The following is a 26,262-nucleotide window of genomic DNA, read 5'->3' on the forward strand; positions in this document are numbered from 1 at the left end:
CGTGGACCTGCAGCGGTCCGTCCCGTCGGTATCCACCTCGCCCTCCCGCGAAGACCTTCGCACCGCCCGTCGCCGGGCAACGCCGCCGCCCGACCGTCGGCCGGCGGCGTCTCCGATCAGTCCCAGAAGCCCTTGTGGACGTCCAGGATCGCCGCTTCGAGCTCGGGGAACGGCCCGCGGACCGCCACCGGCCGGCGCCCGGAGGCGAACACGGTGCGGCTGGGCAGGTCCATGGTCAGGTTCTCGGGGTGGTCGCCGGTCAACTCGCCCAGGCGCGCCTCGGTCATGCCGAAGACGACGGCGCCCAGCCCGGCCCAGTAGGCGGTGCCGGCGCACATGCAGCAGGGCTCGACGGAGGTGTAGAGCGTGCAGCCGCGCAGATAGTCCTCCTCGAACTGGGTCGCCGCCTTGCGGGCAAGGTTCGTCTCGGCGTGGCCGGGGCCCTTGTCGGTGGTGTAGCTGTTCTCCGATTCCAGCACGATCCTGCCGTCGCCGTCGACCAGGACGCAGCCGAACGGATGGTTGCCGTGCTGGCGCGACTTGCGCGAAACCTCGATCGCCGCCTGCAGGAAGGCGAGATCCTGCTCCTTGCTGAACGTCATCATGTCACTCCCTTCTGCTGTTCTGTCCGGCTCGGCCGGCTTCGTCAGGCGGCGCGCTGCCCGCCCGCTTCGAACGGGTAGCGTTCGCGCCAGTGGCGGGCGATGTCGAGGCGCCGGCAGATCCAGACGTCGTCGAAGCCCTGGATGTAGTCGAGGAAGCGCGCCAGCGCCTGGATGCGGCCGGGCTTGCCGGCGATGCGGCAATGCAGGCCGACGGACAGCATCCGTCCCTGCGTCTCGCCCTCGGCGTAGAGGCAGTCGAAGCTGTCCTTGAGATAGGTGAAGAACTGGTCGCCGGAATTGAAGCCCTGCATGGCGCCGAACTTCATGTCGTTGACGTCGAGGGTGTAGGGCACGATCAGCTGCGGCTTGCCGCCCACCAGCTCCCAATAGGGCAGGTCGTCGGCATAGGAGTCGGCGTCATAGAGGAATCCGCCTTCCTCGGCGACGAGGCGGCGGGTGTTGAGGCTGACCCGCCCGGTGTACCAGCCCAGCGGCCGCGAGCCGGTCAGCGCCCGGATCGTCTCGATCGACAGCCGGATATGCTCGCGCTCCGTCGCCTCGTCGACGCCGTGATAGTCGATCCAGCGCCAGCCATGGCTGGCGATCTCGTGGCCGCCCGCCGCCAGCGCTTCGGCGACGCGCGGATTGCGCTGCAGGGCCATGGCGACCGCGAAGGCGGTGACCTTGAGCTCGCGGTCGTTGAACAGCTTCAGCAGGCGCCAGAAGCCGACCCGGCTGCCATATTCGTAGAGCGATTCGATCGTCAGGCTCCTGGCTTCGTGCAGGGGCTGCGTCCCCACCAGCTCGGTCAGGTAGGCCTCCGACTTGCTGTCTCCGTGCAGGACCGAGTTCTCGCCGCCCTCCTCGTAGTTGACGACGAACTGCACCGCGAGGCGCGCGCCGTTCGGCCAGCACTGCGCCGGGGGGCGATCGGCATAGCCGACAAGGTCGCGGGGGTAGGATGATTGGTCGGCAAAGGAAAGCATGTCGTTCATGCCAGTCGATCCAGGATTGAAGCCGCGTCCGGGCCGTTCGCCGTCATTTCGAGCCGCCTTGCGCCGAGGTGAGCCAGGCATGGAGCACGGCCCGCTCGGCGTCCGTCATGGCGGTGACGTTGTTGAGCGGCATGTCGCGGCTGCGCACGGCACGCTGCATGATCTTGTCGGCGCCGGCCTTCACCTGCTCGATCGTGTCGAGGCGGAAGCCTGCCGGCGCGGTGGTGAAGGTCGCGTTGGTCGGATGGTCGGAGTGGCAGGTGACGCAGCGCGCCTGCACGATCGCCATGATCTGAGGGGCGGTCGGCGCCGCCGCGCCGGCCGGGGCGCCGGCGGTGGTCGAGACGTCGGTCTTCGACAGGCCGACGGCCGCCGCCAGCAGGACGAAGGCGCCGACGAGCAGCCGCCGGTCCGAATAGCCTTTCTTGAAGATGACGTTGCGCCAGTGCCGCAGTGCCACGCCGAATCCCATGACCAGCACCAGGATCACCCAGTTCAGCGGGTGCCCCGTCGCCAGCGGGAAGTGGATCGACAGCATGGCGAACACCACCGGCAGGGTGAAATAGTTGTTGTGCTGCGACACCCGCTTGGCCCGCTCGCCATGGGCGATGTCGAGCGGCGCACCTGCCCTGATCTGCCGCACCATGGCGATATGGTTGGGGATGATGACGAAATGCACGCTGAGCGCCATGATCGAGCCCAGCATCGCGCCGACCTGGATGAAGGCGGCGCGGCCGCCGAACAGGTGGCTGAACAGACAGGCCGCGGCGACGGTCGCCGCCGCCATCCACAGGAAGACGAGCCGGTCGTCCTGCACGGTCCGGCAGAGCTTGTTGTAGAGCGGCCAGGCCAGCGCCAGCGCGCCGGCGCTGAGCATGATGCCGTGGCCCTTCGACAGGTGCGCGACCTGCGGATCGATGAGATAGGCGTCGGCCCCGTACCAGTAGAACAGCGACAGGAGCCCGAGGCCGGTCAGGAAGGTCAGCTGGGCCGGGCCGGCATGCGCCAGCAGCCGGGCGGGCGCTTCAGTCGGCCAATATTGCTCGGTGTAGTAGAAGCTGCCGCCATGCACTTCGTGCAGCGTGCCGCGGACCCGCTGCTGCAGCACCGGATCGGCCGGCGGGCGGACCGAGAGGTCGAACCAGTTGAAATAGAACGAGGTCCCGATCCAGGCGATGCCCGCCATCACGTGACCCCATCGCAGCAGGATGGCCAACCAATCGAGAAGCTCCGGCATGATCGCTCTTCATGCGCGCCGAGGCGCTATTGAACCATCCTGGATCATATTGTGTACAATGTGATCCTGCGTTGTCAACAGGAGGAGATCGGCTGTCTATGCGCCCGCGAAGATCTGCTTGAGGGTCAGGCTGGAGGGCTGCTTCTCCGACAGGTCGAGCTCGTTCTCGATGTGGCCGAAATGGTGCCGCTGCGCCGCCAGCGCGCCGGCAAGGTCGCGCTTCTCGATCAGCGCGACGATGTCCTCGTGATCCGTCTGCGGGCAGATCCGCGAATCCCGCTTCTGGTAGGTCGCCAGGATCAGGTAGGAACGCGAGATCAGCCCGGACAGGAACTCGCTGAGGATGGGATTCTGCGCGCTTTCGGCCAGCGCCATGTGGAATTCGCCGGACAGGCGCATCGAGCGCGAGTAGTCGCTGGCGGCCAGCGCCTTCTTTTCCTCGGCGATGATGCGGCGCATCTCGGCGATGTCGGCCGCGGTCGCATGGGCCACCGCGCCGTTGATGATCTCCAGTTCGATGACCCGGCGGGCATGCAGCACGTTCCGGGCGTCGCGGACCGTCGGGCGCCAGACGAAGGCGCCGCGATTGGGCTCGAGCTGGACCACGTTTTCCTTGGCCAGCAGTAGAAGAACCTTCCGGATGCGGGCTCGGCTGACATCGAAGACTTCGCACAGGGCTTCTTCCGTGAGCTTTGCCCCGGGCAGAAGCCGGCGTTCCGCAATGGCGCGGTGGATTTCCTCACTAATGACCTGCTCGCGGGACCGGGCGCGGCGAGCTTTGGGTGGCCGGCTCAAGAGATCATCTTTCCTGCGGGGCGAGCGAATCTGGATGCATAAAATAAGTATCCACGGCGCGCTTGTCCATGACGGCGGCGGCGCTCGACGCCTCAGCGGCAGCGCGATTGTCGACAAGCGACCGGCCGGGTTCTTTCGAAAATTTCATGACCCATAGTGTACAATAAAAAATCCTATTGTCCACAATCCGTATGGCTGCTACGGTCTGGGCAAAAGAGGTCTTAACGGCCGAACCGGAGGAGAACATGGCGAATTTGCGAACCTGGGTCGCCCAGGTGCTGTTGATGCTGGGCCTGTCGCTGTGGGCGACGGCGGCTGCGCGGGCGGAGGAGCCCAGCACCCTTAACGTGGCGGCGGTGCTGCCGTCGGGCGTCGAGAACGCCTGGGCCAGGGCCTGGCTGGATTCGTTCAAGAAGATCCAGGATGCGGCGCCCGGGGGCCTCAAGCTCACGCTCAAATACACCGAGAACGTCTATGCCGACACGGCCGCCAGCGTCATTCGCGGCTATGCCGAGACCGGCAAGTACGACGTCATCTGGGCCCACAGCTCCTACTCCGACGAGGTGGAGGCGCTCAAGGACGAGTTCCCGAACATCCTGTTCGTGACGGTCGGCGGCGGCAACCGGCCGCTGGGCGGCAATTCCTACCTCATCTACATGCACATCCACGAGCCGGCCTATGCCGCCGGCGTCTTCGCCGGGCTGACGAGCAAGTCCAAGGTGCTGGGCGTGGTCGGCCTGTTCCCCGCCGACGACGTCAACGACGTGGTCAACGCCTTCCGGGCCGGCGCGCGCTCGGTGGCGCCCGACAGCAAGGTCAAGGTGACCTTCATCGAGAGCTGGTACGACCCCGCCAAGGCGTCCGAGGCGGCGAATGCCCAGATCTCGGCCGGCGCCGACATCATCTTCCAGCTCGGGGAATCGTTCCAGGTCTGCGAAGAGCGCAAGATCATGTGCATCGGCCAGTACATCGACAGCGCCAAGATCGCGCCGTCGGCCGTGCCGCTCAGCGTGCTCGTGAACTGGGAGCCGCAGATCAACTACATCATCGAGCAGTGGAAGAAGCACAAGCAGACCGGCCAGCCCTATGCGGCGCCGATGGAGCCGGTCTGGTTCACCATGGCCCAGGGCGGCGGCGGCCTCAGCGGCTACGGCCAGTTCGACGCCAAGGTCCCCGACGACGTCAAGCAGGCGGTGAAGAAGGCGCATGACGACATCGTGTCCGGCGCGGTCAAGGTCGAGCTCAACACCGCTCTGCCCGTGTCCGACTGACGGGCGCCGTCGAGCCGGTCCCGGCCCCGGACCATACCGGGGCCGGCGAATATCCACCAGGTCGGGAGCGGGTCCGGATGCAGCCTCTGCTTGAAGCCCGGAATCTGACGAAGCGGTTCCATCAGGTCGTCGCCAATGACGACATCAGCTTCGACATCATGCCGGGCGAGATCCATTGCCTGCTCGGCGAGAACGGCGCCGGCAAGTCGACCCTGGCCGAATGCATCTATGGCTACTACCAGCCGGACGCGGGCGAGTTCATCCTCGACGGCCGCAAGGTCGAGATCCGGTCGCCCGCCGATGCCATCCGCAACGGCATCGGCATGGTGCACCAGCATTTCGTGCTGGTGCCGACGCTGAGCGTCCTGGAGAACATCGTCATCGGCACCGACGGCGCCGGCATGGTGCTGGACTTGGCCAAGGCGCGCGAGGCGCTGCGCCGGATTTCCGGGCAGTACGGCGTCGCCATCGACCTCGACGCCAAGGTCTGGCAGCTCTCGGTCGGCGAACAGCAATGGGTGGAGATCGTCAAGGCGCTCTACCTCGGCGCCCGGCTCCTGATCATGGACGAGCCGACGGCGGTGCTGACGCCGCAGGAATCCCAGCGCCTGTTCGGCATCTTCCGCTCCATGACCGCCAACGGCATGTCGGTGGTGCTGATCAGCCACAAGCTGAACGAGGTGATGCAGTCCGACCGCGTCACCGTGCTGCGCAAGGGCCGCAAGGTCGCCACCGCGATCACGGCCCGCTCGTCCAAGGCCGAGCTCACCAACATGATGGTCGGGCGCGAGCTCAAGGCCGTGGCGCGTGTCGACGCGCAGGCGCCGGGCGAGATCGTCGTCCGCGCCGCCGACCTCCGCGCCAAGGGCGAGCGCGGCCAGAACGCGCTGGACGGCCTCAGCTTCGACCTGCGCCGCGGCGAGATCGTCGGCATCGCCGGCGTCGCCGGCAACGGCCAGAAGGAACTGTTCGAGGTGCTGATGGGCGTCCGCAGGGCCTTCGCCGGCTCGGTGACCCTCGACGGTCGGGACGTCACCAACCATTCGCCCCGCCAGATGGGGGGCTACGGCGTCGGCTACATTCCCGACGACCGTTTCAAGGAGGGGCTCATCCCCGCCTTCAACATCGCCGACAACATCATCCTGGGTGCGCAGCGCAGCAGCCGCTTCATGAGCCGGGGCTTCCTGCGCCTGGCGAAGGCCCGGCAGTTCGCGCGCGAGGCGATCGAGCAGTTTCACATCGTCGCCCCGTCCGAAGCGACGAGGGCGGGGACCCTCTCGGGCGGCAATGCCCAGAAGGTTATCGTCGCGCGCGAGTTCTCCCAGGCGACCAAGGTCATCCTCGCCAATCAGCCCTCGCGCGGCCTCGACGTCGGGGTGATCGAATACATGATGGAGCAGCTCCTGGCCAAGCGAAAGGCCGGCTTCGGCATCCTGGTGGCCTCCGAGGAGCTCAACGAGCTCGCCAGCATCGCCGACCGCATCGTCGTGATGTTCAAGGGCCGGATCGTCGGCAGCTTCCGCTCCGGCGAGATCGATCTGGAGCGCATCGGCCTGATGATGGCCGGGCATGGCGCCGACTAGCAGCAATTGAAAGACCGATCACGCCATGCCGAAGCTTGCGTTTGAGAAGAGGCTCGAGCCGTCCCTGGCGGGCGGCGCGCTCGCGGTCGCCGCGGCGATCGTCCTGTCCCTGGCAGCGTCCTCTCTGCTGCTGTGGTCCGCCGGCGCCTCGCCGCTGCGCGCCCTGGCGGCGATCTGCGACGGCGCCTTCGGCAGCCAGGCGGCGATCGTCACGACGCTGCTGCGGGCCAGCCCGCTGATCCTCACCGGCGTGGCGGTCACGGTGGCGTTCCGCGCCAAGATCTGGAACATCGGCGCCGAGGGCCAGCTCTATGCCGGCGCCATCGCCGGCTATGGCGCCTATCTCGTCTGCGCCGGCCTGCCGGCGATCGTGCTGCTGCCGATCGTCCTGGTCGCCGGCTTCGTCGGCGGCGCCGCCCTGGGCGGCCTTGCCGGCTATCTGCGTTCGCGCTTCGCGGTGAACGAGGTGCTGTCGACGGTGATGCTCAACTACGTCATCCGCTTCGGCCTGTCCTACCTCCTGGTGAACAACTGGCGCGACACGACCTCCTTCTACCAGCAATCGTCGCGGATCGCGGCGTCGGCGGCGCTGCCCGCGCTGGTTCCCGGCACCAAGCTGCACCTGGGCTTCCTGCTGGCGCTCGCGGCGGCGGTCGCCATCCACGTCCTGCTGAGCCGCACCGCCCTCGGCTACGAGATCAAAGCGGTCGGGCAGAACCCGGTGGCGTCGCGCTTCAAGGGCATCCACGTCGGCCACACCGCGATCATCGTCATGCTGATCAGCGGCGGCCTTGCCGGCCTCGCCGGCGTCGCCGAGGTGTTCGGCACGCATTTCCGCCTGCGCCCGGACATCTCCGTCGGCTTCGGCTTCGCCGGCATCGTCGTGGCGATGCTGGCCGGGCTGCGGCCCCTGGTCGTGGTGCCGGTCGCGATCCTGTTCGCGGGGCTCTCGACCGGCGGCGTCAACATGCAGATCGCGACCGGCGTACCCTCCGCGCTCACCCTCGTGGTGCAGGCGATCGTCCTCCTCTTCTTCCTGATCACCACGGCGCTGGCGCGCTACCGGGTGAAGATCGGCGGCTGACATGAGCGACCTCTTCACGCAGACCATCATCATCAGCATCCTGGCCGCGACGGTCCGGATCGCTACGCCGCTGATCTTCGCCGCGCTGGGCGAATTGATCACCGAGCGGGCCGGCATCCTCAATCTCGGCGTCGAGGGCACGATGCTGATGGCGGCGTTCACCTCGTTCTTCGCCACCTTCGCATCGGGATCGCTCTGGGTCGGGCTCCTGGCCGGGATCGTGACGGGCGGGCTGATGGCCCTGCTCATGGTGTTCATGGCTGCGACCCTGAAGGTCGAGCAGGTGGTGACCGGACTGGCGATGAACATGGTCGGCTCCGGCCTGTCGATCCTGTTCTACAAGCTCTACTTCGAAGGGCAGGCGATGCCGACCATCGAGATCTTCGCCAATGTCCCGATTCCGCTGCTCGCCGACATCCCCTATGTCGGGCCGATCTTCTTCCAGCAGAAGCTCCTGACCTATGTCGCCTTCCTGATGGTGCCGACGGTCTGGTTCTTCCTCTACCGCACGAAGTACGGCCTGGAGATCCGCTGCCTCGGCGAGAACCCGAAGGTGATCGACACGCGCGGCCTCAGCGTCACGGCGCGCCAATATGGGGCCGTCGTCGCCGGCGGCATGATGATCGGCATCGGCGGCGCCTTCGTCACCATCGCCTCGACCGTGCGCTTCGTGCCCGACATCACCGCCGGCCGCGGCTGGCTCGCACTGGTCATCGTCATCGCCGGCAACTGGCGGCCGACGGGGATCCTGCTGGCGGCGCTGGTCTTCGCCTTCCTCGATGCGCTGCAGCTGCAGATCCAGGGTGTCGGCGTGGCGCTGCCCTACCAGATCTTCCTGGCCCTGCCCTATGTCGCCGCCATCGTCCTGATGATCGTCAAGCGCCAGCAGTCGGAGGAGCCGAGCCGGCTGGGCATTCCCTATTTCCGCGGCGAGCGCTGATCCCGGCGCCCGCCGCTCCGTCCGGCCGCGGTCAGAACGCGGCGAAGCGGGCGGCCAGGGCCGCGTTCGGCCAGGCGATCGTCTTGGCCGCCGGCAACTGGTAGCTGCCGCTCCGCGCCTTGCGCGGCCGGACCCGGACCAGCATCTCGGCGATGCCGACCGCCTCGGCGACGCCGTTGAGCACGGGAATGCCGACGCGGTCGGCCACCGCATCGGTGATCCCGGCGAAGATGGCGCCGGCCAGGATGGCAGCCTCCGTGCCGTCCTCGGCCACCGTCCGGTCGATCGCCTCGGCGAGCCGCGGCAGGATCAGCGCGGGATCGCGCATCTCCGCGTCCGACAGCGGCGCCAGCGACAGCGACCGCGAGAGCCGTCCGCCCAGGCCGTAGCCCTGGCAGAGCTCGGCATAGATCGGCGCCGCGCGGTTGCCGAAGGTGACCATGGCGAAGCGCCCGCCCACGGTGCAGGCCGCCAGCATCGCCGCCTCGCTCATGCCGACGACGGGGATGGTCAGCATCTCGCGCAGCGCCCTCAGGCCGCTGTCGAAGGAAATGGCGAGCACCACGGCGTCGCAATCGCCCGCGTGCTCCGCCGCCAGCCCCATGGCCTCGGTCGCGGCGAGCGCGTCCTCGGCCCGGCCGCTGACGATGGCGGGACCGAGGCGGCCGGTGACCTCGATGATCTCGGTGCCCGGCGCGGCGATCCGCCGGGCCTCGGCGGCGACCCGCTCGGTGACGAAGGCGCTGGTGTTCGGGTTGATCAGCAGGATCCGCATGCGGGCGCTCCACGGTTTCAAAATCGTGCACATGATTGTAGACAAAATGACGTTGCATTGTAAAATGATCGGGAAGGCCGCTCCCCGGCGGCACGCATTCCCGAGACGTTTCATGGCCTCGTCGGACCTGCATTCGGAAGCGGCCTCGCTGACCACCCACGCCCTCGATATCGCCCGCGGCGTCCCGGCAGCCAACCTCGCCGTCGCGCTGTATCGTCTCGACGGCGACCGGAGGCGCCCCGTCGCCAGGGCGGTCACCAACGCGCAGGGGCGCTGCGACGCGCCGCTGCTGACGCGCTCGACGGTCGAGGCAGGCGCCTATGTGCTGGAGTTCGACGCCGGCGCCTATCACGGCGCCGCCTCGCCCTTCGGGATCATTCCGGTGGAGTTCAACATCACCGACCTCACCGGACACTATCATGTGCCGCTGGTGCTGGCGCCGGGCGGCTACTCGACCTATCGCGGCGCGCCGCCGTCGCGGGTGCCGGACGACGCCGGCACCTGGGGCGCCATCGATGCCCGGGTCGGCTTGCCGGAGCATCCGGCCGCCCCGCCGCCCGGTGTCGGCGGCGCCGGCCTCACGCTCCATGCCATCGACCTGGCCCGGGGCATCGGGGCAGGGGGGCTCGAGGGACGGCTCTCCCGGCGTGCCGCCGACCTGTGGGAGCCCGTTGGCCGCTTCACCGTCAACGACGAGGGGCGCACGGACCGTTGGCTGGTCGAGGCCGGGCAGCTCGCCCCGGGCGACTATGAGATCAGCTTCGCCGCCGGCGACTATTACGCCCGCGCCGGCTTCGGCGTCGGCGCCAAGCCATTCTTCGACCATATCCGCGTGCGCGTCCGGGTCGGCGGCGCCGCTGCGCATCATCACATCCCGCTGCTTCTGTCCCCCTGGGGCTACAGCTGCTACCGGGGAAGCTAGAAACTAGGAGAGGCTCATGCCGGGGTACGGCCGTCCGGGCGACTTGTTCAGCCTTGACATGATCGAGAGGTTCATCGGCTTCGACACGACGAGCCGGGACAGCAACCTGCCGCTGATCCATTTCGTGCGCGACCATCTCGCCGGGCTCGGCGTCGAGTCCGTGCTGACCCATGACGCGGAAGGCCGCAAGGCGAACCTGTTTGCGACCATCGGCCCGAAGGACCGGCCAGGCATCGTCCTGTCAGGCCACACCGACATCGTGCCCGTCGACGACCAGCAATGGACCTCCGACCCCTTCCGGCTGGCCCGGCGCGACGGCAAGGTCTTCGGGCGCGGCGTTTGCGACATGAAGGGGTTCCTGGCCATCGCCACCGCCTTCGCACCGGAATTCCTCAAGCGCGAGTTGAAGACGCCGCTGCATTTCGCCATGTCCTTCGACGAGGAGGTCGGCTGCCTGGGCGTGCCGCTCCTGATCGACGACCTTGTCCGCCGCGGGCCCATGCCGCAGGCCTGCATCGTCGGCGAGCCGTCGCAGATGACGGTGATCCGCGCCCACAAGGGCAAGATCGGCGGTCATGTCCGCGTCACCGGCCTGCCGGCCCATTCGGGTGTCGCCCATCAGGGCGTCAACGCGGTCGAGGCAGCGGCCGAGGCGATCGCCTGCTTCAAGCGCATCCAGCGCCGCCTGCGCGACGAGGGCCCCTACAACACCGACTTCGATGCGCCGGCCTACACCACCATCCAGTGCTGCATGGTCAACGGCGGCACCGCCGTCAACATCGTTGCCGGCCACTGCACCTTCGACTTCGACATCCGCTTCCTGCCGGGCGAGAATCCGGAGGACTATGTCGACGAATGCAAGGCTTTCGTCGCCCGCCATGTCGAGCCGGAGATGCGTGCGGTCTCGCCCGCGACCGGCTTCGAGTGGCGGAAGGTGCCGGGGGCGGCCGCGCTCAACACGCCGGCCGACGCCGACGTGACCCGCCTGGCGCAGAGGCTCTCCGGCACCGACGGCTCGACCTGCGTCGGCTTCGGCACCGAGGCCGGCCATTTCCAGGACGCCGGCATCCCGACCATCATCTGCGGTCCGGGCTCGATCGACCAGGCGCACAAGGCCGACGAGTTCATCACGCTCGACCAGGTCGCGCGCTGCGAGGGCTTCCTCTGGCGCCTGCTCGACGAGGCGAGCGCCTGACGGCGTCCCGTCTCTCGACCGGTGGCCGGCGCAGCCCCGCCATCGGCCGGATTCCGGCAATGAGTGTACACAATTCAATTGTGACTTGTAGACAATCCTGGAAACCCTGGTCCTCCCCCATAGGCGCTAAGATAGGGCCGGACCACGTCGCTCCGGGGAAAGGCGATGCCCTTTCAGCCGTCATGGCCGGACTTGATCCGGCTATCCACGCGACCATTGTCGGCGCAGAAAAGGGCACCGGCCAAGCGGGTACCGAACCCGCCGCCGTCGCGTTCGCGTGGATGGCCGGATCAAGTCCGGCCATGACGCTGAGAGGGTGTCGCCCTTTTCAGCAGCGGCATGGTCCGGCCCTATCTTAGCGCCTATGGGATCAAGTCCGGCCATGACGCGATGGAGCAGGCGAGCCCGTGTCTCCAACGATCACTTATCTTAGCGCCTATGGGCTCTCCCCGGCACGGCTTCAGTCCGGGCGGGGGGGCGGGCAGGGGAGGTGACGGGTCTCGGCGGGAGGATCGCCGGCATCCTCCGTCCGGGCGCAGCCGTCGAGGAACAGGCGGGCGCAGAGCCTGGCGCGCCGCGCGATCGCCGCGGCGTCCGGCGGCGCCGATTGCCCCAGCATCGCGGCCCGCTGCGGTTCCATCGCCATCATGCCCCGGAGCATGCCGGTCGCCGCCTGCGGGTCTTCCAGCGCGACCAGGCCGCGTTCGCACTGCCGGCGGAGCCAGCGCTCCATCGCTTCGCCGGTGCGCCGCACGGCGTTCTCGTAGAAGGCCGCGGCGATCTCGGGAAACCGCGGGCCTTCGGCCAGGACGAGACGCGTGACGCCGATCACCTCCTTGCTGAGCACCAGATTGCCATAGGCGAGCAGGATCTGCTCAAGGGCCGTCGGCATGTCCCGTGAGCCCTCCACGGCCTGGTCGATCTCCAGCATGAAGCGGCCGATCCGCCGGGAGACGACGCTCTTGAACAACTCCTCCTTGGTCGGGATGAGCCGATAGAGGGTCTTGGTGGAAACGCCGGCCCTTTCGGCCACGGCGCTCATCCCGGTCGACGCATAGCCCTTGGCCTGGAACTCGTCGTCCGCCGCGGCGACGATCAGATCCCGCGTGGCCTCGTCGGATCGGATCTGCGGGCGGCCCGGCGGGCGGCGGGACGGATTCCTATTTTGGACCATGAATATTTTCCAAATTTCCGTTGACAAGCATTTTATAGGGCATATTTTGGAAAACAATAAGTTTCCTATTGTGAGAGCCGGGTACGTCGGCTCCGATATGAGAGGGAAGTCCGATGTCGAGCCATCCCAGCGCCTTGACGGTCGATCGCGTGGTGCCCGCGGCGGAAGCAGCGCCCGGCCTCTTCGAGAAGCCCGCCGAGCCCGCGGCACAGCCGGTTGCCAAGCCCCGGCGGCTGCGCAAGCTCCTGCTGGCCGGCGCGGGTGCCGCCGCCCTGGCGGCCGCGGCGCATTTCGGCTGGGACTACTGGACGGTCGGGCGGTTCGAGATTTCGACGGATGACGCCTATGTCCGGGCCGACAGCACCGCCATCGCGCCGAAGGTGTCCGGCTACATCGCCGCCGTGCTCGTCGCCGACAATGAGAGGGTCAAGGCCGGCCAGCTTCTCGCCCGGATCGACGACCGCGACTTCAAGGTCGCGCTCGACCAGGCCGGCGCCGACCTGGCGGCGACGCAGGCGGCCGCCGCCAACAAGGCCGCCGTGCTCGGGGCGCAGCAGTCCGTCATCGATGCGGCGCGCGCCACCATAGTCGTGGACCAGGCCAACCAGACCTTTGCCGAGCAGGACGATCAGCGCTACGCCGCTCTCGCGGCCAAGGGCTTCGGCAGCGTGCAGAACGCCCAGCAGGCCTCCTCGCGCATTTCCGCGGCGCGGGCTGCGATGGCGCGGGACCAGGCCACGCTGGCGAGCGCCATCAAACAGCTCGACGTGCTCGACGCGGAACTGGCGCAGGCGAAAGCCGCCGTGGCCCGCAGCGAGGCGCTGCGCAGGCAGGCCGAGCTGAACCTCTCCTACACCAGCATCGTCGCGCCGCTCGACGGCGTCGTCGGCAACCGCACGCTCCGGGTCGGCCAGTATGTGCAGGCGGGCACCCAGCTGATGGCGGTGGTGCCGATGGATGCGGCCTATGTCGTCGCCAACTACAAGGAGACGCAGCTGACCGATGTCCGCCCCGGCCAGCCGGTCGAGGTCGAAGTCGACACGTTCCCCGGCACGATCTTCCGCGGCCGGGTCGACAGCATCGCACCGGCGAGCGGCCAGGAGTTCGCCCTGCTGCCGCCCGACAACGCCACCGGCAACTTCACCAAGGTCGTGCAGCGCATCCCGGTCAAGATCGTCCTCGACCCGCAGAGCGCCGCCCTCGCCGAGCTCAGGCCCGGCATGTCGGTCTACCCCACCATTGACACGAAGGCCCGTCAGCACGAGGTCGCCTCGGCGGCCGCCCCCAGGACCTGACGTCGCAATCCAGCATCAATGCTTCCCCGGGAGGCGAAGCCATGTCGGACAGCAGCTTCGGCACCACGCACCGCGCGACCGCATCCCCCGCCATCTCCGCCGACAAGGCGAGCCTCACCGCCTGGATCGCGGTCCTCGCCAGCATGATCGGCGCCTTCATGGCGATCCTCAACATCCAGATCACCAATGCCTCCCTGCTCGACATCGAGGGCGGCATCGGCACGGGCGTCGACAACGGCGCCTGGATCTCGACGTCCTACCTGATCGGCGAGATCGTGGTGATCCCGCTGACCGACTATCTCAGCCGGGTGTTCTCGTTCCGCCGCTACATGATCGCGAACACGGTCCTCTTCCCGATCTTCTCGATCGCCTGTTCCTTCACGCATGACCTTGGCTCGATGATCGTCATGCGCGGCCTGCAGGGTTTTGCCGGCGGCGTGCTCATCCCCATGGCCTTCACCATGGTGCTGACGAAGCTGCCCAAGCCGCAGCAGCCCACCGGCCTGGCCCTGTTCGCGCTCTCGGTCACCTTCGCCCCGGCGATCGGCCCGACCATCGGCGGCTACCTCACCGAGACCTATGGCTGGCGGTCGATCTTCTTCATCAACGCGTTGCCGAGCGCCGTCATGATCGCGGCCCTGGCCTTCACGCTCGAGCGCCGGCCCATGCAGCTTTCCCTGCTCCGGCAGGGCGACTGGGCCGGCATCGTCACCATGGCGGTCGGCCTGTCGGCGCTGCAGACCGTGCTCGAGGAGGGCAACAAGGAGGACTGGTTCGCCTCGTCCTTCATCCTGCGCCTGGCGATCGTCGCCGCCGTGTTCCTGGTGGCCTTCATCGCGATCGAGCTGATGGTCGAGAAGCCGCTGGTCAACCTGCGCCTGCTCAAGCGCCGCAACTTCGGCATCGGCGTGCTCGTCAACGTGCTGCTCGGCTTCGCGCTCTTCGGCTCGGTCTATATCCTGCCGCAGTATCTCGGCCAGGTGCAGCACTACAATGCCGAGCAGATCGGCGCCGTCCTGGCCTGGACCGGGCTGCCGCAGCTCCTCCTGATCCCGCTCGTGCCGATCCTGATGAAGCGCTTCGACGCGCGCCATATCGGGTTCGTCGGCATCGCCATCTTCGCAGCGAGCTGCTTCATGAACGTGACGCTCTCGCCCGACACCGCCGGCGACCAGTTCTGGCTTCCCAACATCGTGCGCGCCATCGGCCAGGCCCTGGTGCTGACGCCGATCAGCGCCATCACCACCGCCGGCATCGCGCCGAGCGAAGCCGGCGCGGCCTCGGGCCTGTCGAACATGCTGCGCAATCTCGGCGGCGCCGTCGGCACCGCCACTCTCGCCACGGTCCTGACCAAGCGCGAGCAGTTCCATTCCAACATCATCGGCCAGTCGGTGACGCTCTATCGCGACGAGGTGCGCCAGAGGATCGCCGAACTGACGCAGGTCTTCATGACGCACGGCGTCGCCGACCCGGCCCTGGCCCAGCACAAGGCGATCGCGGCGATCGGCGCAGCCGTCCGGCGCCAGGCCCTGATCCTCGGCTTCAGCGACGCCTTCGCGGTGATCGGCGTGCTTCTCGCCCTCGCCGCGGTGTCGCTCCTCTTCGCCCGCAAGATCCAGCCGGGCGGCGACTCGGGCGGGGCGCATTGAGGCTGGGACCGTTCGCGCCCCGGCCATGAGGGCAACAGGCGAGAGCGGCCGGTGTTCCTCCCGGCCGCGACTCCGTGCGGCATCGGACGCTTGCGGACGGTGCCGCCGCCCGCCGGAACCGATCCGCGGCTCGCCGGTTGAAGAGGAAAGGGCCTTGCGGAGAAAGCGGGAATGGCGCCAAGGGCGATCTGGAAAGGCATCCTCAAGGTCGCGGAGCTGACCTGCGCGGTCTCGCTGCACACGGCCGCCTCGACCTCGGAGCGGATCGCCTTCCACACGCTCAACCGCCGCACCGGGCACCGCGTGCATCGGCAGTTCGTCGACGAGGAGACCGGCAGGCCGGTCGGGCGCGACGACCAGGTCAAGGGCTACGAGACCGGCGCCGGCGACGTCGTCATGCTGGAGCCCGAGGAGGTGGCGGCGGCGATTCCCGACAGCGACAAGGCCCTGGCGGTCTCGGCCTTCGTCGCCTGCAGCGAAATCGACGACGTCTATTTCGACAGGCCCTATTATCTCGCGCCGGCCGACGCCGGGGCCGGGCAGGCCTATGGCCTGATCCGCGACGGCATGCAGGCCGGGAAGGTCGCCGCCCTGGCCCGGGCGGTGCTGTTCCGCAGAATGCGCTCGCTGCTGATCCGCGCCGACGGCGTCGGCATGATCGCCACCACGCTGAACTTCGACTATGAGGTGCGCGCCGCGCGGGAGGTTTTCGCCGACGTGCCCGACATCCGGATCGAGGGCGAGATGCTCGACCTTGCCGAGCACATCATCCGGACCAAGGCGGGGCGCTTCGACCCCTCGAGCTTCGATGACCGCTACGAGGCGGCGCTGGCTGAGTTGGTGAAGGCCAAGGCCGCCGGCCGGCCGATCACGGCCCGGCCGCCGTCGAAGGGGGCCGAGGTGGTGGACCTGATGGCGGCCCTGCGCGAGAGCGCCGACCGGGCGCGCCCGGCCGGCCGCAAGCCGGCGCGGCGGGCCACGCGGCCGGCGGACCGGCGCAAGGCAGGATGACATGGCCGCGAACCTGCAGACCTATCGGCGCAAGCGCGACTTCTCGGCGACGCCGGAGCCCCGGGGGCAGCGGGCCCGGCGGCGCGGCGACAGCTTCGTCGTCCAGAAGCACGATGCCCGCCGCCTGCATTACGACTTCCGGCTCGAGATGGACGGCGTGCTCAAGAGCTGGGCGGTGACGCGCGGCCCAAGCCTCGTGCCCGGCGAGAAGCGCCTGGCCGTTCATGTCGAGGATCACCCGCTGGCCTATGGCGATTTCGAAGGCACGATCCCCAAGGGCGAGTACGGCGGCGGCACCGTGCTGGTCTGGGACCGCGGCACCTGGTCGCCGGTCGGCGACGCCCATCGGGGCTATGCCGAGGGGCACCTGGAATTCGAGCTGCACGGCGAGAAGCTCGGCGGACGCTGGCACCTCGTCAGGATGCATGAAAAGCCCGGCGAGAGGCGCGAGAACTGGCTGCTGATCAAGGGCGACGACGCGGCCGCGCGGCCCGAGGGCGCCGCCGACATCCTCGAGGAGCGGCCGGAATCGGTGAAGACCGGCCGGGACATTGCGGATGTTGCCGGCGAGGCCCCCGGCGGGTCGCCGCGCAGCGGGCGTCTGCGGCCGGGCGGGAGCCGGGCTGCTGCGTCCTCGCAGCCGTCGGTCGCCGGCTGGCCCGATCCCGCCGCCTTCCGGGACGCGAAGGCCGAACCGCTGCCCGACTTCGTGCCGCCGGCACTGGCGACGCTGGTCGCGGCCCCGCCGGCCGGCAAGGACTGGCTCCACGAGATCAAGTTCGACGGTTATCGCCTGCAGGCGCATCTGCGCGCCGGCCGGGTGAAGCTCCTCACCCGCGGCGACCTCGATTGGACGGACAGGTTCGGCGAGGCCGTGACGGCGGCGTTGCGGGCTCTGCCCGTCGACACGGCGCTGGTCGACGGCGAGCTCGTGGTCGAGACCGGTGCCGGAGCCTCGGACTTCTCCGCCCTGCAGGCGGATCTGAGCGAGGGGCGGACGGATCGGTTCCGCTTCTATGCCTTCGATCTCCTGCATCTCGACGGTCACGACCTCACGGCGCTGCCGCTCCTCGAGCGCAAGCGCTTGCTGGAGCGGCTGCTCGACGGCGAGAGCGGTATCCTGCGCTACAGCCGGCATTTCGAGGAGAGCGGCGCCCTCGTCCTGCGCCATGCCTGCCGGCTGAGCCTCGAAGGCGTGGTCTCCAAGCGGCGCGACTCCCCCTACCGGTCCGGCCGCGGCCGGATATGGCTCAAATCGAAATGCTCAGCCCGCCAGGAGTTCGTGGTCGGCGGCTACGTGCCGTCCGCGACGGCGCGCAGGGCGATCGGCTCCCTCGTTCTCGGCGTCCAGGGCAAGGCCGGGCTGGAGCATGTCGGGCGCGTCGGCACCGGCTTCACCGCGGCCGCGGCCCGGGATCTCTTCGGCCGGCTCGAGCGGATCCGGGGCCAGGACAGTCCCTTCGCCCGGCCGCTCACGACCGAGGAGGCGCGCCAGGTGCGCTATGTCAGGCCGGAACTGGTCGCGGAGGTGGAGTTTCGCGCCTGGACCGCCGACGGACATCTGCGTCACGCTGCGTTCCGGGGACTGCGGGAGGACAAGCCGGTGAGCGAAATCGTGCGCGAGGGCGGCAGGGGCGGGACGGCTGCGGCAAGGCCGCGGCGCCGCGCCGTCCGCCTCACCCATCCCGACCGGCTCTATTGGCCGGACGCCGGCGTGACCAAGGAAGGGCTCGCCGACTACTACACGCAGGTCTGGCGTTCGATCGCGCCTTTCATCGTCGGCCGGCCGCTGGCGCTGCTGCGCGCCCCCGACGGCATAGACGGGCCGAAATTCTTCCAGAAGCATGCCTGGAGGGGCATCAACCCGAAGATCGACCTGGTGAAGGACCCGATGAACGAAGCGGCCGAGCCGCTGATCAGCATCGGCGATCTCGACGGGCTGATCGGGCTGGTGCAGTCGGGCGTGCTGGAGATCCACCCCTGGGGCTCGACGGTGGCGGACTGGGAGCGGCCCGACCTCCTGGTGATGGACCTGGACCCGGGCGAGGGCGTCGCCTGGGACGCGGTGATCGCGGCGGCCCGGGAGACGCGCGAGCGGCTGGAACGCGCCGGCCTCGCCGCCTTCGTCAAGACCTCCGGCGGCAAGGGCCTGCACGTCGTCGCGCCGCTGCAGCCGCGGGCCGCCTGGCCGGCCGCGAAGGCCTTCGCCAAGGCCCTGGCCGACGCGATGGCGCGCGACGCGCCGGACCGTTACGTCTCGACCATCGCCAAGGCGAAGCGGCACGGACGCATCCTGGTCGACTATCTGCGCAACCAGCGCGGCATGACCGCGGTCGCGCCCTATTCCACCCGCGCCCGCCCCGGAGCGGCCGTGTCGATGCCGCTGACCTGGGACGAGCTCGACACCGATATCGGGCCGGCCTATTTCACCGTCGCCAACACGCCGCAGCGCCTGGCCGCGCTCGGCGCCGACCCCTGGGACGGCTTCCGGGCGGCGGCGGCGCCCCTGGACCCGCCGCGGCGCCGACGCTCTCACGGATAGGCGGATCTACCGCCGTCCGGATCGCCGGGCCTCCGAGGCGATGCTGCGGCGCAAGGCGTCCATGATGTCGACCACGTTGCCCGCGGCTTCCGGCTCGGCCTGCGGTCTGGCCGGGTGCTTCCGGCCCTTCTTCTTCGCCGCGATGATGTCGAGCAGGCGTTCCTGCACCGGATCGTCGGCCATGGCGGGATCCCAGGGGCGCGTGCGCTCGCCGATCATCGTCTTGACCAGCCGCATCAGCCTGGCGTCCGGCTTGCCGGTCGGCGCGCCCGCAAAGAGGCCGGCCTCGTCGCGAACCTCGTCGCCGTAGCGCAGCGTCCAGACCACGATGCCCTTGTCGCGCGGCGCCAGCATGACCGCCCGCTCGCGCCGGTACAGGACGAGGCGCGAGATGCCGACCGTCTTCGTCGCCGCCATCGCATCCCGGATGACGCAGAAGGCCTCCTCGCCGACCCGGTCGTCCGGCGTCAGATAATGCGGCCGGTCATACCAGATCCAGCCGATGCTGCCGGCCGGGACGAAGTGCTCGATGTCGATCGTGCGGGCGCTTTCAAGGGCGACGGCGTCGATCTCCTCGTCCTCCAGCATGACGTAGTCGTCCTCGCCGCGCTGATAGCCCTTGACCTCGTCCTCCTCGGCGACCGGCTTGCCGCTGACCGCATCCATATAGCGGCTGACGACCCGGTGGCCGGTCGCCCGGTTGAGGGTGTGGAAGCGCACCTTCTCCGCCTCGGACGTCGCCGGGCTCATCGACACCGCACAGGTCACCAGGGAGAGCTTCAGATAGCCCCTCCAGAACGGGCGCTGCGCCATCGCTTGCCTCCGTCGGACAGGACGTCAACGGCCGCCGGCGCGAATGGGTTCCCCGCCTTGCCGGCTCGGTCGATCGGGCTGGTCGGGATGGCCCGGTCCGTGGGCCTCCAAGCGGGCCTCCGGGGCATGACGAACACGGGGGAGCAAGCCGCCGCGCCGGCGGTATCCTTCTGGAACGCCGTGGGAGCGGAACGCTTCGCTCCGGCTCCGACAGATCTCGGCGCAAGCTGGGGAAGGATCGTCCTGGGGAAGGATCGTCAGCCCAGCCGATCGCGGGCCGCCGTCAGGTGGATGGTCAGGCCTTCGGGCAGCCAGTCTCGCACGATCTCGCCGCCGAGCTGGCCCCGCACCGTCGCCTTGGCCAGCAGGCTGCCGAAACCTTCGCCGTCTCTCCCGCCGGCCGCGCCCGGTCCGCCGCGCTCGGCCCAGGTCAGCGCGACGGCATCGTCGGCGACGCGGCAGGCGACGACGATGCTGCCGCCGGGCACGGACAGGGCGCCGTATTTGGCGGCGTTGGTCGCAAATTCGTGCAGCAGCAGGGCGAAGCTCGTGACGGCGCTGCCCGAGACCGGGATGTCGGGCCCCTCGATCCTCAGGCGCTCCGCCTCGGCGTCGCCCTGATAGGGCTCGGCAATCGTCCGGATCAGCGCATGCAACGTCGTGGACACCTCGTGCCGGTCGCCGGCCGAGGCGGCGTTCGGGATCGTCAGGGCATGCGCCCTGGCCAGCGACGACAGCCGCGCCCGGACCGTCGCGGCGAGGTCTTCGACCGAACCGGCCGAGCGCGCGCTCAGCCCGACCACGCCGCTCGCGAGCGCGAACAGGTTCTTGACCCGATGATCCATCTCGCGGATGAGCAGATGCTGCTGCTCCTCGGCGCGTCGGCGTTCGGTGATGTCGCGGGCGATCTTGGAGGCGCCGACGATGCGGCCGTTGCGGCTCTTCACCGGGGAGACGGTCAGGGAGATCTCGACCAGGCTGCCGTCCTTGCGCCGCCGGATGGTCTCGAAATGGTCCAGGCGCTCGCCGCGGCGGATCCGGGCGAGGATGCCGGTTTCCTCGTCCAGCCGGTCGGCAGGAATGAGCATGGTGATCGGCCGGCCGACCGCTTCCTCCGCCGTGTAGCCGAAGAGGTGCTCGGCGCCGGGATTCCAACTGGTGATCGTGCCTTCGAGGTCCTTGGTCAGGATCGCGTCGCTCGAGTTCTCGACGATGGCGGCCAGGTGCTGCGCGTCCTGGAAGGCGAGGTTGGAGTCCGTCAGGTCGACCAGCATGTTGATGGCGCCGGTCAGGGCGCCGGTCTCGTCGAGCAGCGGCGTGGCAAAGGCGAGGAAGGAGACGCGGGTCCCGTCCGGCCGCTCGGCGACGATCTCCAGGCCGCGGCTGGCGGACTTGTCCCGGAGCGCGACGGCCATCGGGCTCTCGCCGTGCGGCAGGGAGCGGTCGTCCGGCCAGTAGAGCCGCCAGGGATCGGGAAAGGCCGTGGTCCCGAGCGCCGGGGCGACGCCCCACAGCTCGGCCGCCCGCCGGTTGTAGAAGGTGATCCGGCCGGCCGCATCGGTCATGTAGACCGCCTCGGGCAGCACTTCGAGGATGTCGGCGACGGCCAGGCCGTGCGGCAGTGTCGTGGCGGGCCTCGCCGGCCTGAGCGCCGCCTCCCACTCCGAGTCCGGCTTTCCCATCGGCTTCCAGTTCATCGCGACATCCCCGCACGCGCGCCCCGGCGGCGGCGCTCCCGCAGGTGCCCTCGCCGGGGGACGCTGCGGAATATCCTCTTGCCAAGGCTCCTCTCCACCATAATGGCGCGTTCGGGGGAAATACAGGGCGGAGAGGCGCCCGGCGGAGCGACCCGAAGGCGGTGCCGAGGTCCGGCGCGAGCCGATGCTCAGGCCGCGGCCGAGGGCTGCCTGCGGGCGAGGCCGAGCTTGTCCGTCAGGGAGCGGGCATTGCCGGGCGCGCGCACCTTGTCGGTGTTGTCGAAGAAGACGAAGACGTCGCGCGGACGCGCCTCGCCCGTGCGGGGACCGGCAAAGCGTCCATCGGCCATGGGCCGGCCGTGCGACCAGGCGCGGACCCGGCGGGCCCAGCGGTCGAGCGCCTCGTCGTCATAGTTGCTGCGGTAGAGCTCCTCGGAGCCGTGGAGGCGGCAATAGACGAAGTCGGAGGTCAGATCCATCCGCCTCGGCCAGGTGGCGGTATCGGCGCAGACCAGGGCCACGTCGTGCCGGCGGAGCAACGCGACGAAGGCCGGATCGGCGAAGCTCTCATGGCGGACCTCGATGGCATGACGCAGAGGCCCGTGGTCCTCCGCGCGCAGCCAGGCCCGGAACGGGAGATGCCCGTCGTGCCGGGCGGCGCAGGCGGAGGCCGCGTCGGTGTCGTGCGGCAGCAGGGCGAGGAAATCCTCCAGCAACCGCTCGTCGAAGTGCAGGCTCGGCGGCAACTGCCAGAGGATCGGGCCGAGCTTGGGCCCGAGCCGCAGCACGCCCGAGGCCAGGAAGTTCGCCAGCGGAGCCGATGGCTCGCGCAGACGCCGGACATGGGTGATGAAGCGCGGCGCCTTGACGGCGAAGACGAAGCCGTCCGGCGTCTCCCCCGACCAGCGGGCAAAGCTTTCGGGCGTCTGCAGCCTGTAGAACGTGCCGTTCACCTCGATGGCAGGGAAGGCCCGGCTGGCAAAGGCGAGCTCTCGCCGGCGGCCGAGTCCCTCCGGATAGAAGGCGCCCCGCCAGGCCGCGTAGGTCCAGCCCGATATGCCGATCCTGACATCCGCGCGGCGCATCCTGGCGGCTCCGATGCGTGCAGTTTCCATCGACAATCGAACGCTTCGGCGCCGGCTGCGTTCCTCGGGAAAGGGACACGGGAAGGCGGCGATGAGGCAGGCACAGGGGTCCATGCCGGGGCCGCAGATGGGCATCGACAGCCTGGAGGCGCTCAATGCGGCGCTGCGGGCCATCCCGCCCGGGGTGGCTGGTTCGTCGCGGATGGTTCCGGGCGAGGGGCCGCCCGGGGGCGCCTATCGCCTTCGTCGGCGAGCAGCCGAGCGACCGGGAGGACCGGCAGGGGCGGCCGTTCGGGCGCGGAATGCTCCCGCCGGGCGGCCAGCCGCAATTGCGGCGATGCTCCGCGCGCGGTTGCCTTGATGGCATAGAGCGCCGCGATCTGGCGTATCGCCGCCTCGGCGATCGGCGATTTGGTGTTGCGCGCCGGCTTGACGAGGCGTCGGCGCAGGTGGGTCCAGCAATGGACGAGCGGCCATGGTCCTTGCGGCCGTTCCAGCGTGGCGCTTACTGAAGACCGGCCAGCGGCGCGGCATGTCGTTGATGGCCTTGGCGAGATCGTGGTCGCGCGAGAGCTTGGCCAGTCAGGCGGTCGACCAAGCGTGCAGCTCTTCTATCAGGACCACGCTGCGGTCCTGGCGAATGCCGTGGCGCACCCCGGCGTTCAGTCCGCTGATCTCGCGCTCGATGCCGAACACGGCGTCGAGACGCTGCACCGCCTCCAGCGCGATCGGATGGATTGCCCCTGTCCGCCCGGCTCGGCTCTTCCGGCGCGCATGCAGCGGATGGTAGCGCAAGGAAAGACCTTCACCGAAACACGGCTGAAACACGCGGAAAATCGGCACGCAACGCAACTGCGCTTTTCTCCGGATCCAATCATCGGCCCCGGCCGCACACGGATATCCAGACATGCGCCCATTCGTTCGATCCGGTTCGCGTCTTGTCGGGCCCCAGGATAACTTCGCCATCCCGGATGCCCGGAGCGGACCGCCGCGCCGCAGACGGATGATCGCCGCGACGGCCGCCGCCGCGCTGGTCGCCTGCGGCGTCGGTGCGGGCTCGGCACGAGCGACGGAATGGATGTTCTGCAGCGACAGCGAGTCCGCCGTCGAGGTCGGGCTTCTGCTCGGCCAAGCTGACATGATTTCCATTGCCGCCGCGACGATCACGCATGGCGATACGAGCTTCACGACCAACGAAGTGTATGGCGCCGGCAAGCCCATCCGGCTCGGCCATGTATCGGCCGGTCGCAAGAGCTTTGCCACGGACTTCGCCGCCTCGGATGGCCAGCCGGTGGGCAAGGTCGTCCTGACCTCGAAGAAGCGGGGCAGTTCGACCACCTACAAGGGCAAGCTGACGCTTTTTGGCGCCGGGAGCTGGACGGTGTCCTGCGACGACGAATGAGCGACGCTGCCACCAGGTTCGACGTGGCCGTGGAGCCGGGCCCTCGCCGGCGCAGCCGTGCGCTCGCCGTGATTGCCGGTACGGCGGTCCTCGGCTTTGCCCGCATCATCACCGCCGTCCGCGGCATCTGGGCCGGTTCGGAGCCGACCGAAACGCAGCGGGTCTATTTCGCGAACCATACCAGCCATGGCGACTTCGTGCTGGTCTGGGCGGTTCTGCCACCGCGCTTGCGTCAAGGCACCCGCCCGGTCGCCGGGGCCGATTATTGGCTGAGGTCCAAGGTCCGGCGCTTCATCGGCCGCGACGTCTTCAACGCGGTGCTGATCGAGCGCGACCGGGCTGCGCGCACGGTCGATCCGGTCGCGCAGATGGCCGAGGCCATTGATGCCGGCGCCTCGCTGATCGTCTTCCCGGAAGGGACCCGCAACATGACCGATGAGGCGCTCTTGCCGTTCAAGGGCGGGATCTACCATCTCGCCCGGGCGCGGCCCGATGTCGAGCTCGTTCCGGTCTGGATCGACAATCTCAACCGCGTCATGCCCAAGGGCGAGTTCGTGCCGCTGCCGCTGCTCTGCACGGTGACGTTCGGCGCGCCGCTGTGCCTCGGTACGGACGAGAGCAAGCAGGATTTTCTGGCTCGGGCGCAGGCGGCCCTGCTCGCGCTCTCTCCGAAGGCAGGCGCGCGATGACGATGCCGCATCCCGATCTGATCTGGGTCCTCGCCGGCTTGCTCGGCGTGCTGGCAGTCGCCTCCGCGATCGGCTACGCGCTCGCCCGGAAGACGGCCGGCACGCCGAACGCCGTCGTCGAGAACCTCAACGACCGCATCCAGGCCTGGTGGGTGATGGTCGTCCTGATGGGCATCGCACTCGTCGGCGGCCGCATCGGCGTGACGCTGCTCTTCGCCTTCTGCTCCTTCGCCGCGCTGCGCGAGTTCATCACGCTGACCGACACGCGCCGCGGCGATCACTGGGCGCTGGCGGCCGCTTTCTTCGTCGTCCTGCCGATCCAGTACTACCTGATCTGGATCGACTGGTACGGGCTCTATGCGATCTTCATCCCGGTCTACGCCTTCCTGGCGATGCCGATCGTCGCGGCGCTGCGCGGCGACACCGACAATTTCCTGGTGCGGATCGCCGAGGTGCAATGGGCGCTGATGATCTGCGTCTTCTGCATCTCGCACGTGCCGGCGCTGCTCAGCCTCGACATTCCCGGCTTTGCCGGTCGCAACGTGCTGCTGATCGCGTTCCTCGTGATTGTCGCCCAGATCAGCGACGTCCTGCAATATGTCTGGGGCAAGCTCTTCGGCCGGACGAAGATCGCGCCGCGCCTGTCTCCCTCCAAGACGGTCGAAGGTTTCCTCGGCGGTGCGCTGAGCGCGACGGCGGTCGGCGCGGGCCTGGCGTGGATGACACCCTTCACGCCGCTCCAGGCGGCGCTGATGTCCCTGGTGATCGTGCTGATGGGCTTCTTCGGCGGCCTGGTCATGTCCGCGATCAAGCGGGATCGCGGCGTCAAGGACTGGGGCCATCTCATCGCCGGCCATGGCGGCTTCCTCGACCGGCTCGATTCCGTGCTGTTCTCGGCGCCGATCTTCTTCCATCTGACGCGCTACGGGTGGTCGGCCACATGAGTGCGCCCAAGAAAAGCTCGGCGCGCCTGAGCTGCGTGCATGCGTCCGTCGCCTTCTTGGCCATGGGTGGCTGGGCCGCCTTCGCCAACCGTCAGCACGCCATGCCGGCGCCGCTCACGGCGATGCTGATCCAGGGGACCATCTCGGCCTCGATCACGCTGATCCTGAAGCGCGGGATCGAAGCGCTCGCGGGGCGGCTGCACGGCATGGCCACGCTGATCCTTCCTCCGGTGACGGCCTTCATCCTGTCGAGCATCGTCCTGACCGCCATGCACAGGCTCGGCTCGACGCCCGAGCTGGGCTGGACGATCGCCCTGCCGCTATCGGTCTCGACCAGCTACGCGGCCCTCTACAGTTTCGCGCTCTGGCGCGCTCGAAAGAGTCTCTCATGATGCAAGGCCTGACATTGATCATCGGCATCAGGTTCCTGCTCGCGGCAGGGCTCGGCGACATCGGCTACACCGCGCCTGGGTTCTCCAACGGACACCTGACTGCGTTCGAAGGGGAGACAAGCAGCCTGGATTTCGGTGTGCTGATCGATCACGGAATCGGTGGCTGA

At 68.8% G+C, this 26,262-nt stretch carries 26 protein-coding genes; 15 read left to right on the forward strand and 11 right to left on the reverse strand.

From position 1 onward, the window contains the following. Positions 1–116 precede the first annotated feature (116 nt). The 4 genes from AC27L4_RS01325 to AC27L4_RS01340 form a co-directional block, all read right to left on the reverse strand. Positions 117–602: a nucleoside deaminase gene (locus AC27L4_RS01325; RefSeq protein ID WP_487140147.1), complete on the reverse strand. Its 486-nt coding sequence runs from the start codon at positions 600–602 to the stop codon at positions 117–119. A 44-nt stretch (positions 603–646) separates the two neighbouring features. Then, positions 647–1,600, reverse strand: a complete 954-nt coding sequence (gene puuE / locus AC27L4_RS01330) for an allantoinase PuuE (protein WP_487140148.1) — start codon at positions 1,598–1,600, stop codon at positions 647–649. A 43-nt stretch (positions 1,601–1,643) separates the two neighbouring features. Then, positions 1,644–2,837 (reverse strand): urate hydroxylase PuuD, encoded by a 1,194-nt coding sequence (locus tag AC27L4_RS01335; RefSeq protein ID WP_487140149.1) that lies wholly within the window; start codon positions 2,835–2,837, stop codon positions 1,644–1,646. A gap of 96 nt (positions 2,838–2,933) precedes the next feature. Beyond that, positions 2,934–3,749, reverse strand: coding sequence for a GntR family transcriptional regulator (locus tag AC27L4_RS01340; protein WP_487140150.1), 816 nt, complete (start codon positions 3,747–3,749; stop codon positions 2,934–2,936). Positions 3,750–3,877: 128 nt separating this feature from the next. Here AC27L4_RS01340 and AC27L4_RS01345 point away from each other — a divergent pair, with 128 nt between their 5' ends. The 4 genes from AC27L4_RS01345 (at position 3,878) to AC27L4_RS01360 (ending at position 8,510) form a co-directional block, all read left to right on the forward strand. Beyond that, complete coding sequence (locus AC27L4_RS01345) at positions 3,878–4,903, forward strand: BMP family protein (protein WP_487140151.1); 1,026 nt, start codon at positions 3,878–3,880, stop codon at positions 4,901–4,903. 77 nt (positions 4,904–4,980) lie between these two features. Then, positions 4,981–6,486 carry an ABC transporter ATP-binding protein gene (locus AC27L4_RS01350; RefSeq protein ID WP_487140152.1) on the forward strand — a complete coding sequence of 502 codons (1,506 nt, stop codon included), beginning with the start codon at positions 4,981–4,983 and terminating at the stop codon, positions 6,484–6,486. 25 nt (positions 6,487–6,511) lie between these two features. Beyond that, a complete protein-coding gene (locus tag AC27L4_RS01355; RefSeq protein ID WP_487140153.1) occupies positions 6,512–7,570 on the forward strand; it encodes an ABC transporter permease in 1,059 nt (352 codons plus the stop codon). Between the two features lies 1 nt (position 7,571). Further along, positions 7,572–8,510 carry an ABC transporter permease gene (locus AC27L4_RS01360; RefSeq protein ID WP_487140154.1) on the forward strand — a complete coding sequence of 313 codons (939 nt, stop codon included), beginning with the start codon at positions 7,572–7,574 and terminating at the stop codon, positions 8,508–8,510. Between the two features lie 31 nt (positions 8,511–8,541). Here AC27L4_RS01360 and AC27L4_RS01365 read toward each other — a convergent pair whose 3' ends face one another. Continuing rightward, on the reverse strand, positions 8,542–9,285 hold the full coding sequence (locus AC27L4_RS01365) for an aspartate/glutamate racemase family protein (protein ID WP_487140155.1): 744 nt from the start codon (positions 9,283–9,285) through the stop codon (positions 8,542–8,544). A 112-nt stretch (positions 9,286–9,397) separates the two neighbouring features. Between AC27L4_RS01365 and uraH the strand changes: the two genes are divergently transcribed. Both uraH and argE read left to right on the forward strand, forming a co-directional pair. Beyond that, complete coding sequence (gene uraH / locus AC27L4_RS01370) at positions 9,398–10,207, forward strand: hydroxyisourate hydrolase (RefSeq protein ID WP_487140156.1); 810 nt, start codon at positions 9,398–9,400, stop codon at positions 10,205–10,207. A gap of 58 nt (positions 10,208–10,265) precedes the next feature. Next, the gene (gene argE / locus AC27L4_RS01375; protein WP_487140157.1) at positions 10,266–11,402 is read left to right on the forward strand and encodes an acetylornithine deacetylase; all 1,137 of its coding nucleotides are present in this window, start codon (positions 10,266–10,268) and stop codon (positions 11,400–11,402) included. Between the two features lie 460 nt (positions 11,403–11,862). Here argE and AC27L4_RS01380 read toward each other — a convergent pair whose 3' ends face one another. Then, on the reverse strand, positions 11,863–12,576 hold the full coding sequence (locus AC27L4_RS01380; protein ID WP_487140158.1) for a TetR/AcrR family transcriptional regulator: 714 nt from the start codon (positions 12,574–12,576) through the stop codon (positions 11,863–11,865). 113 nt (positions 12,577–12,689) lie between these two features. On the opposite strand from AC27L4_RS01380, the gene AC27L4_RS01385 reads away from it, so the two are divergent. From AC27L4_RS01385 to ligD, 4 genes are all read left to right on the forward strand, one after another. Beyond that, positions 12,690–13,871 (forward strand): HlyD family secretion protein, encoded by a 1,182-nt coding sequence (locus tag AC27L4_RS01385; protein ID WP_487140159.1) that lies wholly within the window; start codon positions 12,690–12,692, stop codon positions 13,869–13,871. A 41-nt stretch (positions 13,872–13,912) separates the two neighbouring features. Beyond that, a complete protein-coding gene (locus tag AC27L4_RS01390) occupies positions 13,913–15,520 on the forward strand; it encodes a DHA2 family efflux MFS transporter permease subunit (protein ID WP_487140160.1) in 1,608 nt (535 codons plus the stop codon). A 171-nt stretch (positions 15,521–15,691) separates the two neighbouring features. After that, complete coding sequence (gene ku / locus AC27L4_RS01395; protein WP_487140161.1) at positions 15,692–16,531, forward strand: non-homologous end joining protein Ku; 840 nt, start codon at positions 15,692–15,694, stop codon at positions 16,529–16,531. Between the two features lies 1 nt (position 16,532). Continuing rightward, the gene (ligD, locus tag AC27L4_RS01400) at positions 16,533–19,073 is read left to right on the forward strand and encodes a DNA ligase D (RefSeq protein WP_487140162.1); all 2,541 of its coding nucleotides are present in this window, start codon (positions 16,533–16,535) and stop codon (positions 19,071–19,073) included. Positions 19,074–19,079: 6 nt separating this feature from the next. Here ligD and ku (AC27L4_RS01405) read toward each other — a convergent pair whose 3' ends face one another. The 5 genes from ku (AC27L4_RS01405) to AC27L4_RS01425 form a co-directional block, all read right to left on the reverse strand. After that, positions 19,080–19,886 (reverse strand): non-homologous end joining protein Ku, encoded by an 807-nt coding sequence (gene ku / locus AC27L4_RS01405; protein WP_487140163.1) that lies wholly within the window; start codon positions 19,884–19,886, stop codon positions 19,080–19,082. Between the two features lie 257 nt (positions 19,887–20,143). Then, positions 20,144–21,583: a PAS domain S-box protein gene (locus AC27L4_RS01410; protein ID WP_487140164.1), complete on the reverse strand. Its 1,440-nt coding sequence runs from the start codon at positions 21,581–21,583 to the stop codon at positions 20,144–20,146. Positions 21,584–21,771: 188 nt separating this feature from the next. Continuing rightward, entirely contained in the window at positions 21,772–22,668 is an 897-nt protein-coding gene (locus AC27L4_RS01415; RefSeq protein ID WP_487140165.1) for a DUF72 domain-containing protein, read from the reverse strand. A gap of 152 nt (positions 22,669–22,820) precedes the next feature. Then, positions 22,821–23,225, reverse strand: a complete 405-nt coding sequence (locus AC27L4_RS01420) for an IS66 family transposase (RefSeq protein WP_487140939.1) — start codon at positions 23,223–23,225, stop codon at positions 22,821–22,823. Between the two features lie 25 nt (positions 23,226–23,250). After that, on the reverse strand, positions 23,251–23,577 hold the full coding sequence (locus AC27L4_RS01425; protein WP_487140166.1) for an IS66 family transposase: 327 nt from the start codon (positions 23,575–23,577) through the stop codon (positions 23,251–23,253). On the opposite strand from AC27L4_RS01425, the gene AC27L4_RS01430 reads away from it, so the two are divergent. Genes AC27L4_RS01430 through AC27L4_RS01450 form a run of 5 tightly spaced genes read left to right on the forward strand, consistent with a single transcriptional unit; the run spans position 23,576 to position 26,262 of the window. Further along, a complete protein-coding gene (locus AC27L4_RS01430; protein WP_487140167.1) occupies positions 23,576–24,070 on the forward strand; it encodes a hypothetical protein in 495 nt (164 codons plus the stop codon). The genes AC27L4_RS01425 and AC27L4_RS01430 overlap by 2 nt on opposite strands. Next, positions 24,067–24,759 (forward strand): lysophospholipid acyltransferase family protein, encoded by a 693-nt coding sequence (locus AC27L4_RS01435; protein ID WP_487140168.1) that lies wholly within the window; start codon positions 24,067–24,069, stop codon positions 24,757–24,759. Before AC27L4_RS01430 ends, AC27L4_RS01435 begins: the two co-directional genes overlap by 4 nt. Then, positions 24,756–25,703 (forward strand): phosphatidate cytidylyltransferase, encoded by a 948-nt coding sequence (locus AC27L4_RS01440; RefSeq protein ID WP_487140169.1) that lies wholly within the window; start codon positions 24,756–24,758, stop codon positions 25,701–25,703. Before AC27L4_RS01435 ends, AC27L4_RS01440 begins: the two co-directional genes overlap by 4 nt. Then, positions 25,700–26,095: a hypothetical protein gene (locus AC27L4_RS01445; RefSeq protein ID WP_487140170.1), complete on the forward strand. Its 396-nt coding sequence runs from the start codon at positions 25,700–25,702 to the stop codon at positions 26,093–26,095. The genes AC27L4_RS01440 and AC27L4_RS01445 overlap by 4 nt, the downstream gene beginning before the upstream one ends. Continuing rightward, positions 26,092–26,262: a hypothetical protein gene (locus AC27L4_RS01450; RefSeq protein WP_487140171.1), complete on the forward strand. Its 171-nt coding sequence runs from the start codon at positions 26,092–26,094 to the stop codon at positions 26,260–26,262. Before AC27L4_RS01445 ends, AC27L4_RS01450 begins: the two co-directional genes overlap by 4 nt.

The sequence above is a fragment of the Labrys sp. Lb11 genome (assembly GCF_057554225.1).

Bases quoted from the DNA above. Each gene is read 5' to 3' on its own strand.
- ligD (WP_487140162.1), top strand. From the start codon at position 16,533: ATGGCCGCGAACCTGCAGACCTATCGGCGCAAGCGCGACTTCTCGGCG.
- AC27L4_RS01440 (WP_487140169.1), top strand. From the start codon at position 24,756: ATGACGATGCCGCATCCCGATCTGATCTGGGTCCTCGCCGGCTTGCTC.
- uraH (WP_487140156.1), top strand. From the start codon at position 9,398: ATGGCCTCGTCGGACCTGCATTCGGAAGCGGCCTCGCTGACCACCCAC.
- AC27L4_RS01430 (WP_487140167.1), top strand. From the start codon at position 23,576: ATGCGCCCATTCGTTCGATCCGGTTCGCGTCTTGTCGGGCCCCAGGAT.
- argE (WP_487140157.1), top strand. From the start codon at position 10,266: ATGATCGAGAGGTTCATCGGCTTCGACACGACGAGCCGGGACAGCAAC.
- AC27L4_RS01450 (WP_487140171.1), top strand. From the start codon at position 26,092: ATGATGCAAGGCCTGACATTGATCATCGGCATCAGGTTCCTGCTCGCG.
- puuE (WP_487140148.1), bottom strand. From the start codon at position 1,600: ATGAACGACATGCTTTCCTTTGCCGACCAATCATCCTACCCCCGCGAC.
- AC27L4_RS01385 (WP_487140159.1), top strand. From the start codon at position 12,690: ATGTCGAGCCATCCCAGCGCCTTGACGGTCGATCGCGTGGTGCCCGCG.
- AC27L4_RS01350 (WP_487140152.1), top strand. From the start codon at position 4,981: ATGCAGCCTCTGCTTGAAGCCCGGAATCTGACGAAGCGGTTCCATCAG.
- AC27L4_RS01390 (WP_487140160.1), top strand. From the start codon at position 13,913: ATGTCGGACAGCAGCTTCGGCACCACGCACCGCGCGACCGCATCCCCC.
- AC27L4_RS01335 (WP_487140149.1), bottom strand. From the start codon at position 2,837: ATGCCGGAGCTTCTCGATTGGTTGGCCATCCTGCTGCGATGGGGTCAC.
- AC27L4_RS01380 (WP_487140158.1), bottom strand. From the start codon at position 12,576: ATGGTCCAAAATAGGAATCCGTCCCGCCGCCCGCCGGGCCGCCCGCAG.
- AC27L4_RS01355 (WP_487140153.1), top strand. From the start codon at position 6,512: ATGCCGAAGCTTGCGTTTGAGAAGAGGCTCGAGCCGTCCCTGGCGGGC.
- AC27L4_RS01415 (WP_487140165.1), bottom strand. From the start codon at position 22,668: ATGCGCCGCGCGGATGTCAGGATCGGCATATCGGGCTGGACCTACGCG.
- AC27L4_RS01425 (WP_487140166.1), bottom strand. From the start codon at position 23,577: ATGTCTGGATATCCGTGTGCGGCCGGGGCCGATGATTGGATCCGGAGA.
- AC27L4_RS01360 (WP_487140154.1), top strand. From the start codon at position 7,572: ATGAGCGACCTCTTCACGCAGACCATCATCATCAGCATCCTGGCCGCG.
- AC27L4_RS01365 (WP_487140155.1), bottom strand. From the start codon at position 9,285: ATGCGGATCCTGCTGATCAACCCGAACACCAGCGCCTTCGTCACCGAG.
- ku (WP_487140161.1), top strand. From the start codon at position 15,692: ATGGCGCCAAGGGCGATCTGGAAAGGCATCCTCAAGGTCGCGGAGCTG.
- AC27L4_RS01325 (WP_487140147.1), bottom strand. From the start codon at position 602: ATGACGTTCAGCAAGGAGCAGGATCTCGCCTTCCTGCAGGCGGCGATC.
- AC27L4_RS01410 (WP_487140164.1), bottom strand. From the start codon at position 21,583: ATGAACTGGAAGCCGATGGGAAAGCCGGACTCGGAGTGGGAGGCGGCG.
- AC27L4_RS01435 (WP_487140168.1), top strand. From the start codon at position 24,067: ATGAGCGACGCTGCCACCAGGTTCGACGTGGCCGTGGAGCCGGGCCCT.
- AC27L4_RS01445 (WP_487140170.1), top strand. From the start codon at position 25,700: ATGAGTGCGCCCAAGAAAAGCTCGGCGCGCCTGAGCTGCGTGCATGCG.
- AC27L4_RS01345 (WP_487140151.1), top strand. From the start codon at position 3,878: ATGGCGAATTTGCGAACCTGGGTCGCCCAGGTGCTGTTGATGCTGGGC.
- ku (WP_487140163.1), bottom strand. From the start codon at position 19,886: ATGGCGCAGCGCCCGTTCTGGAGGGGCTATCTGAAGCTCTCCCTGGTG.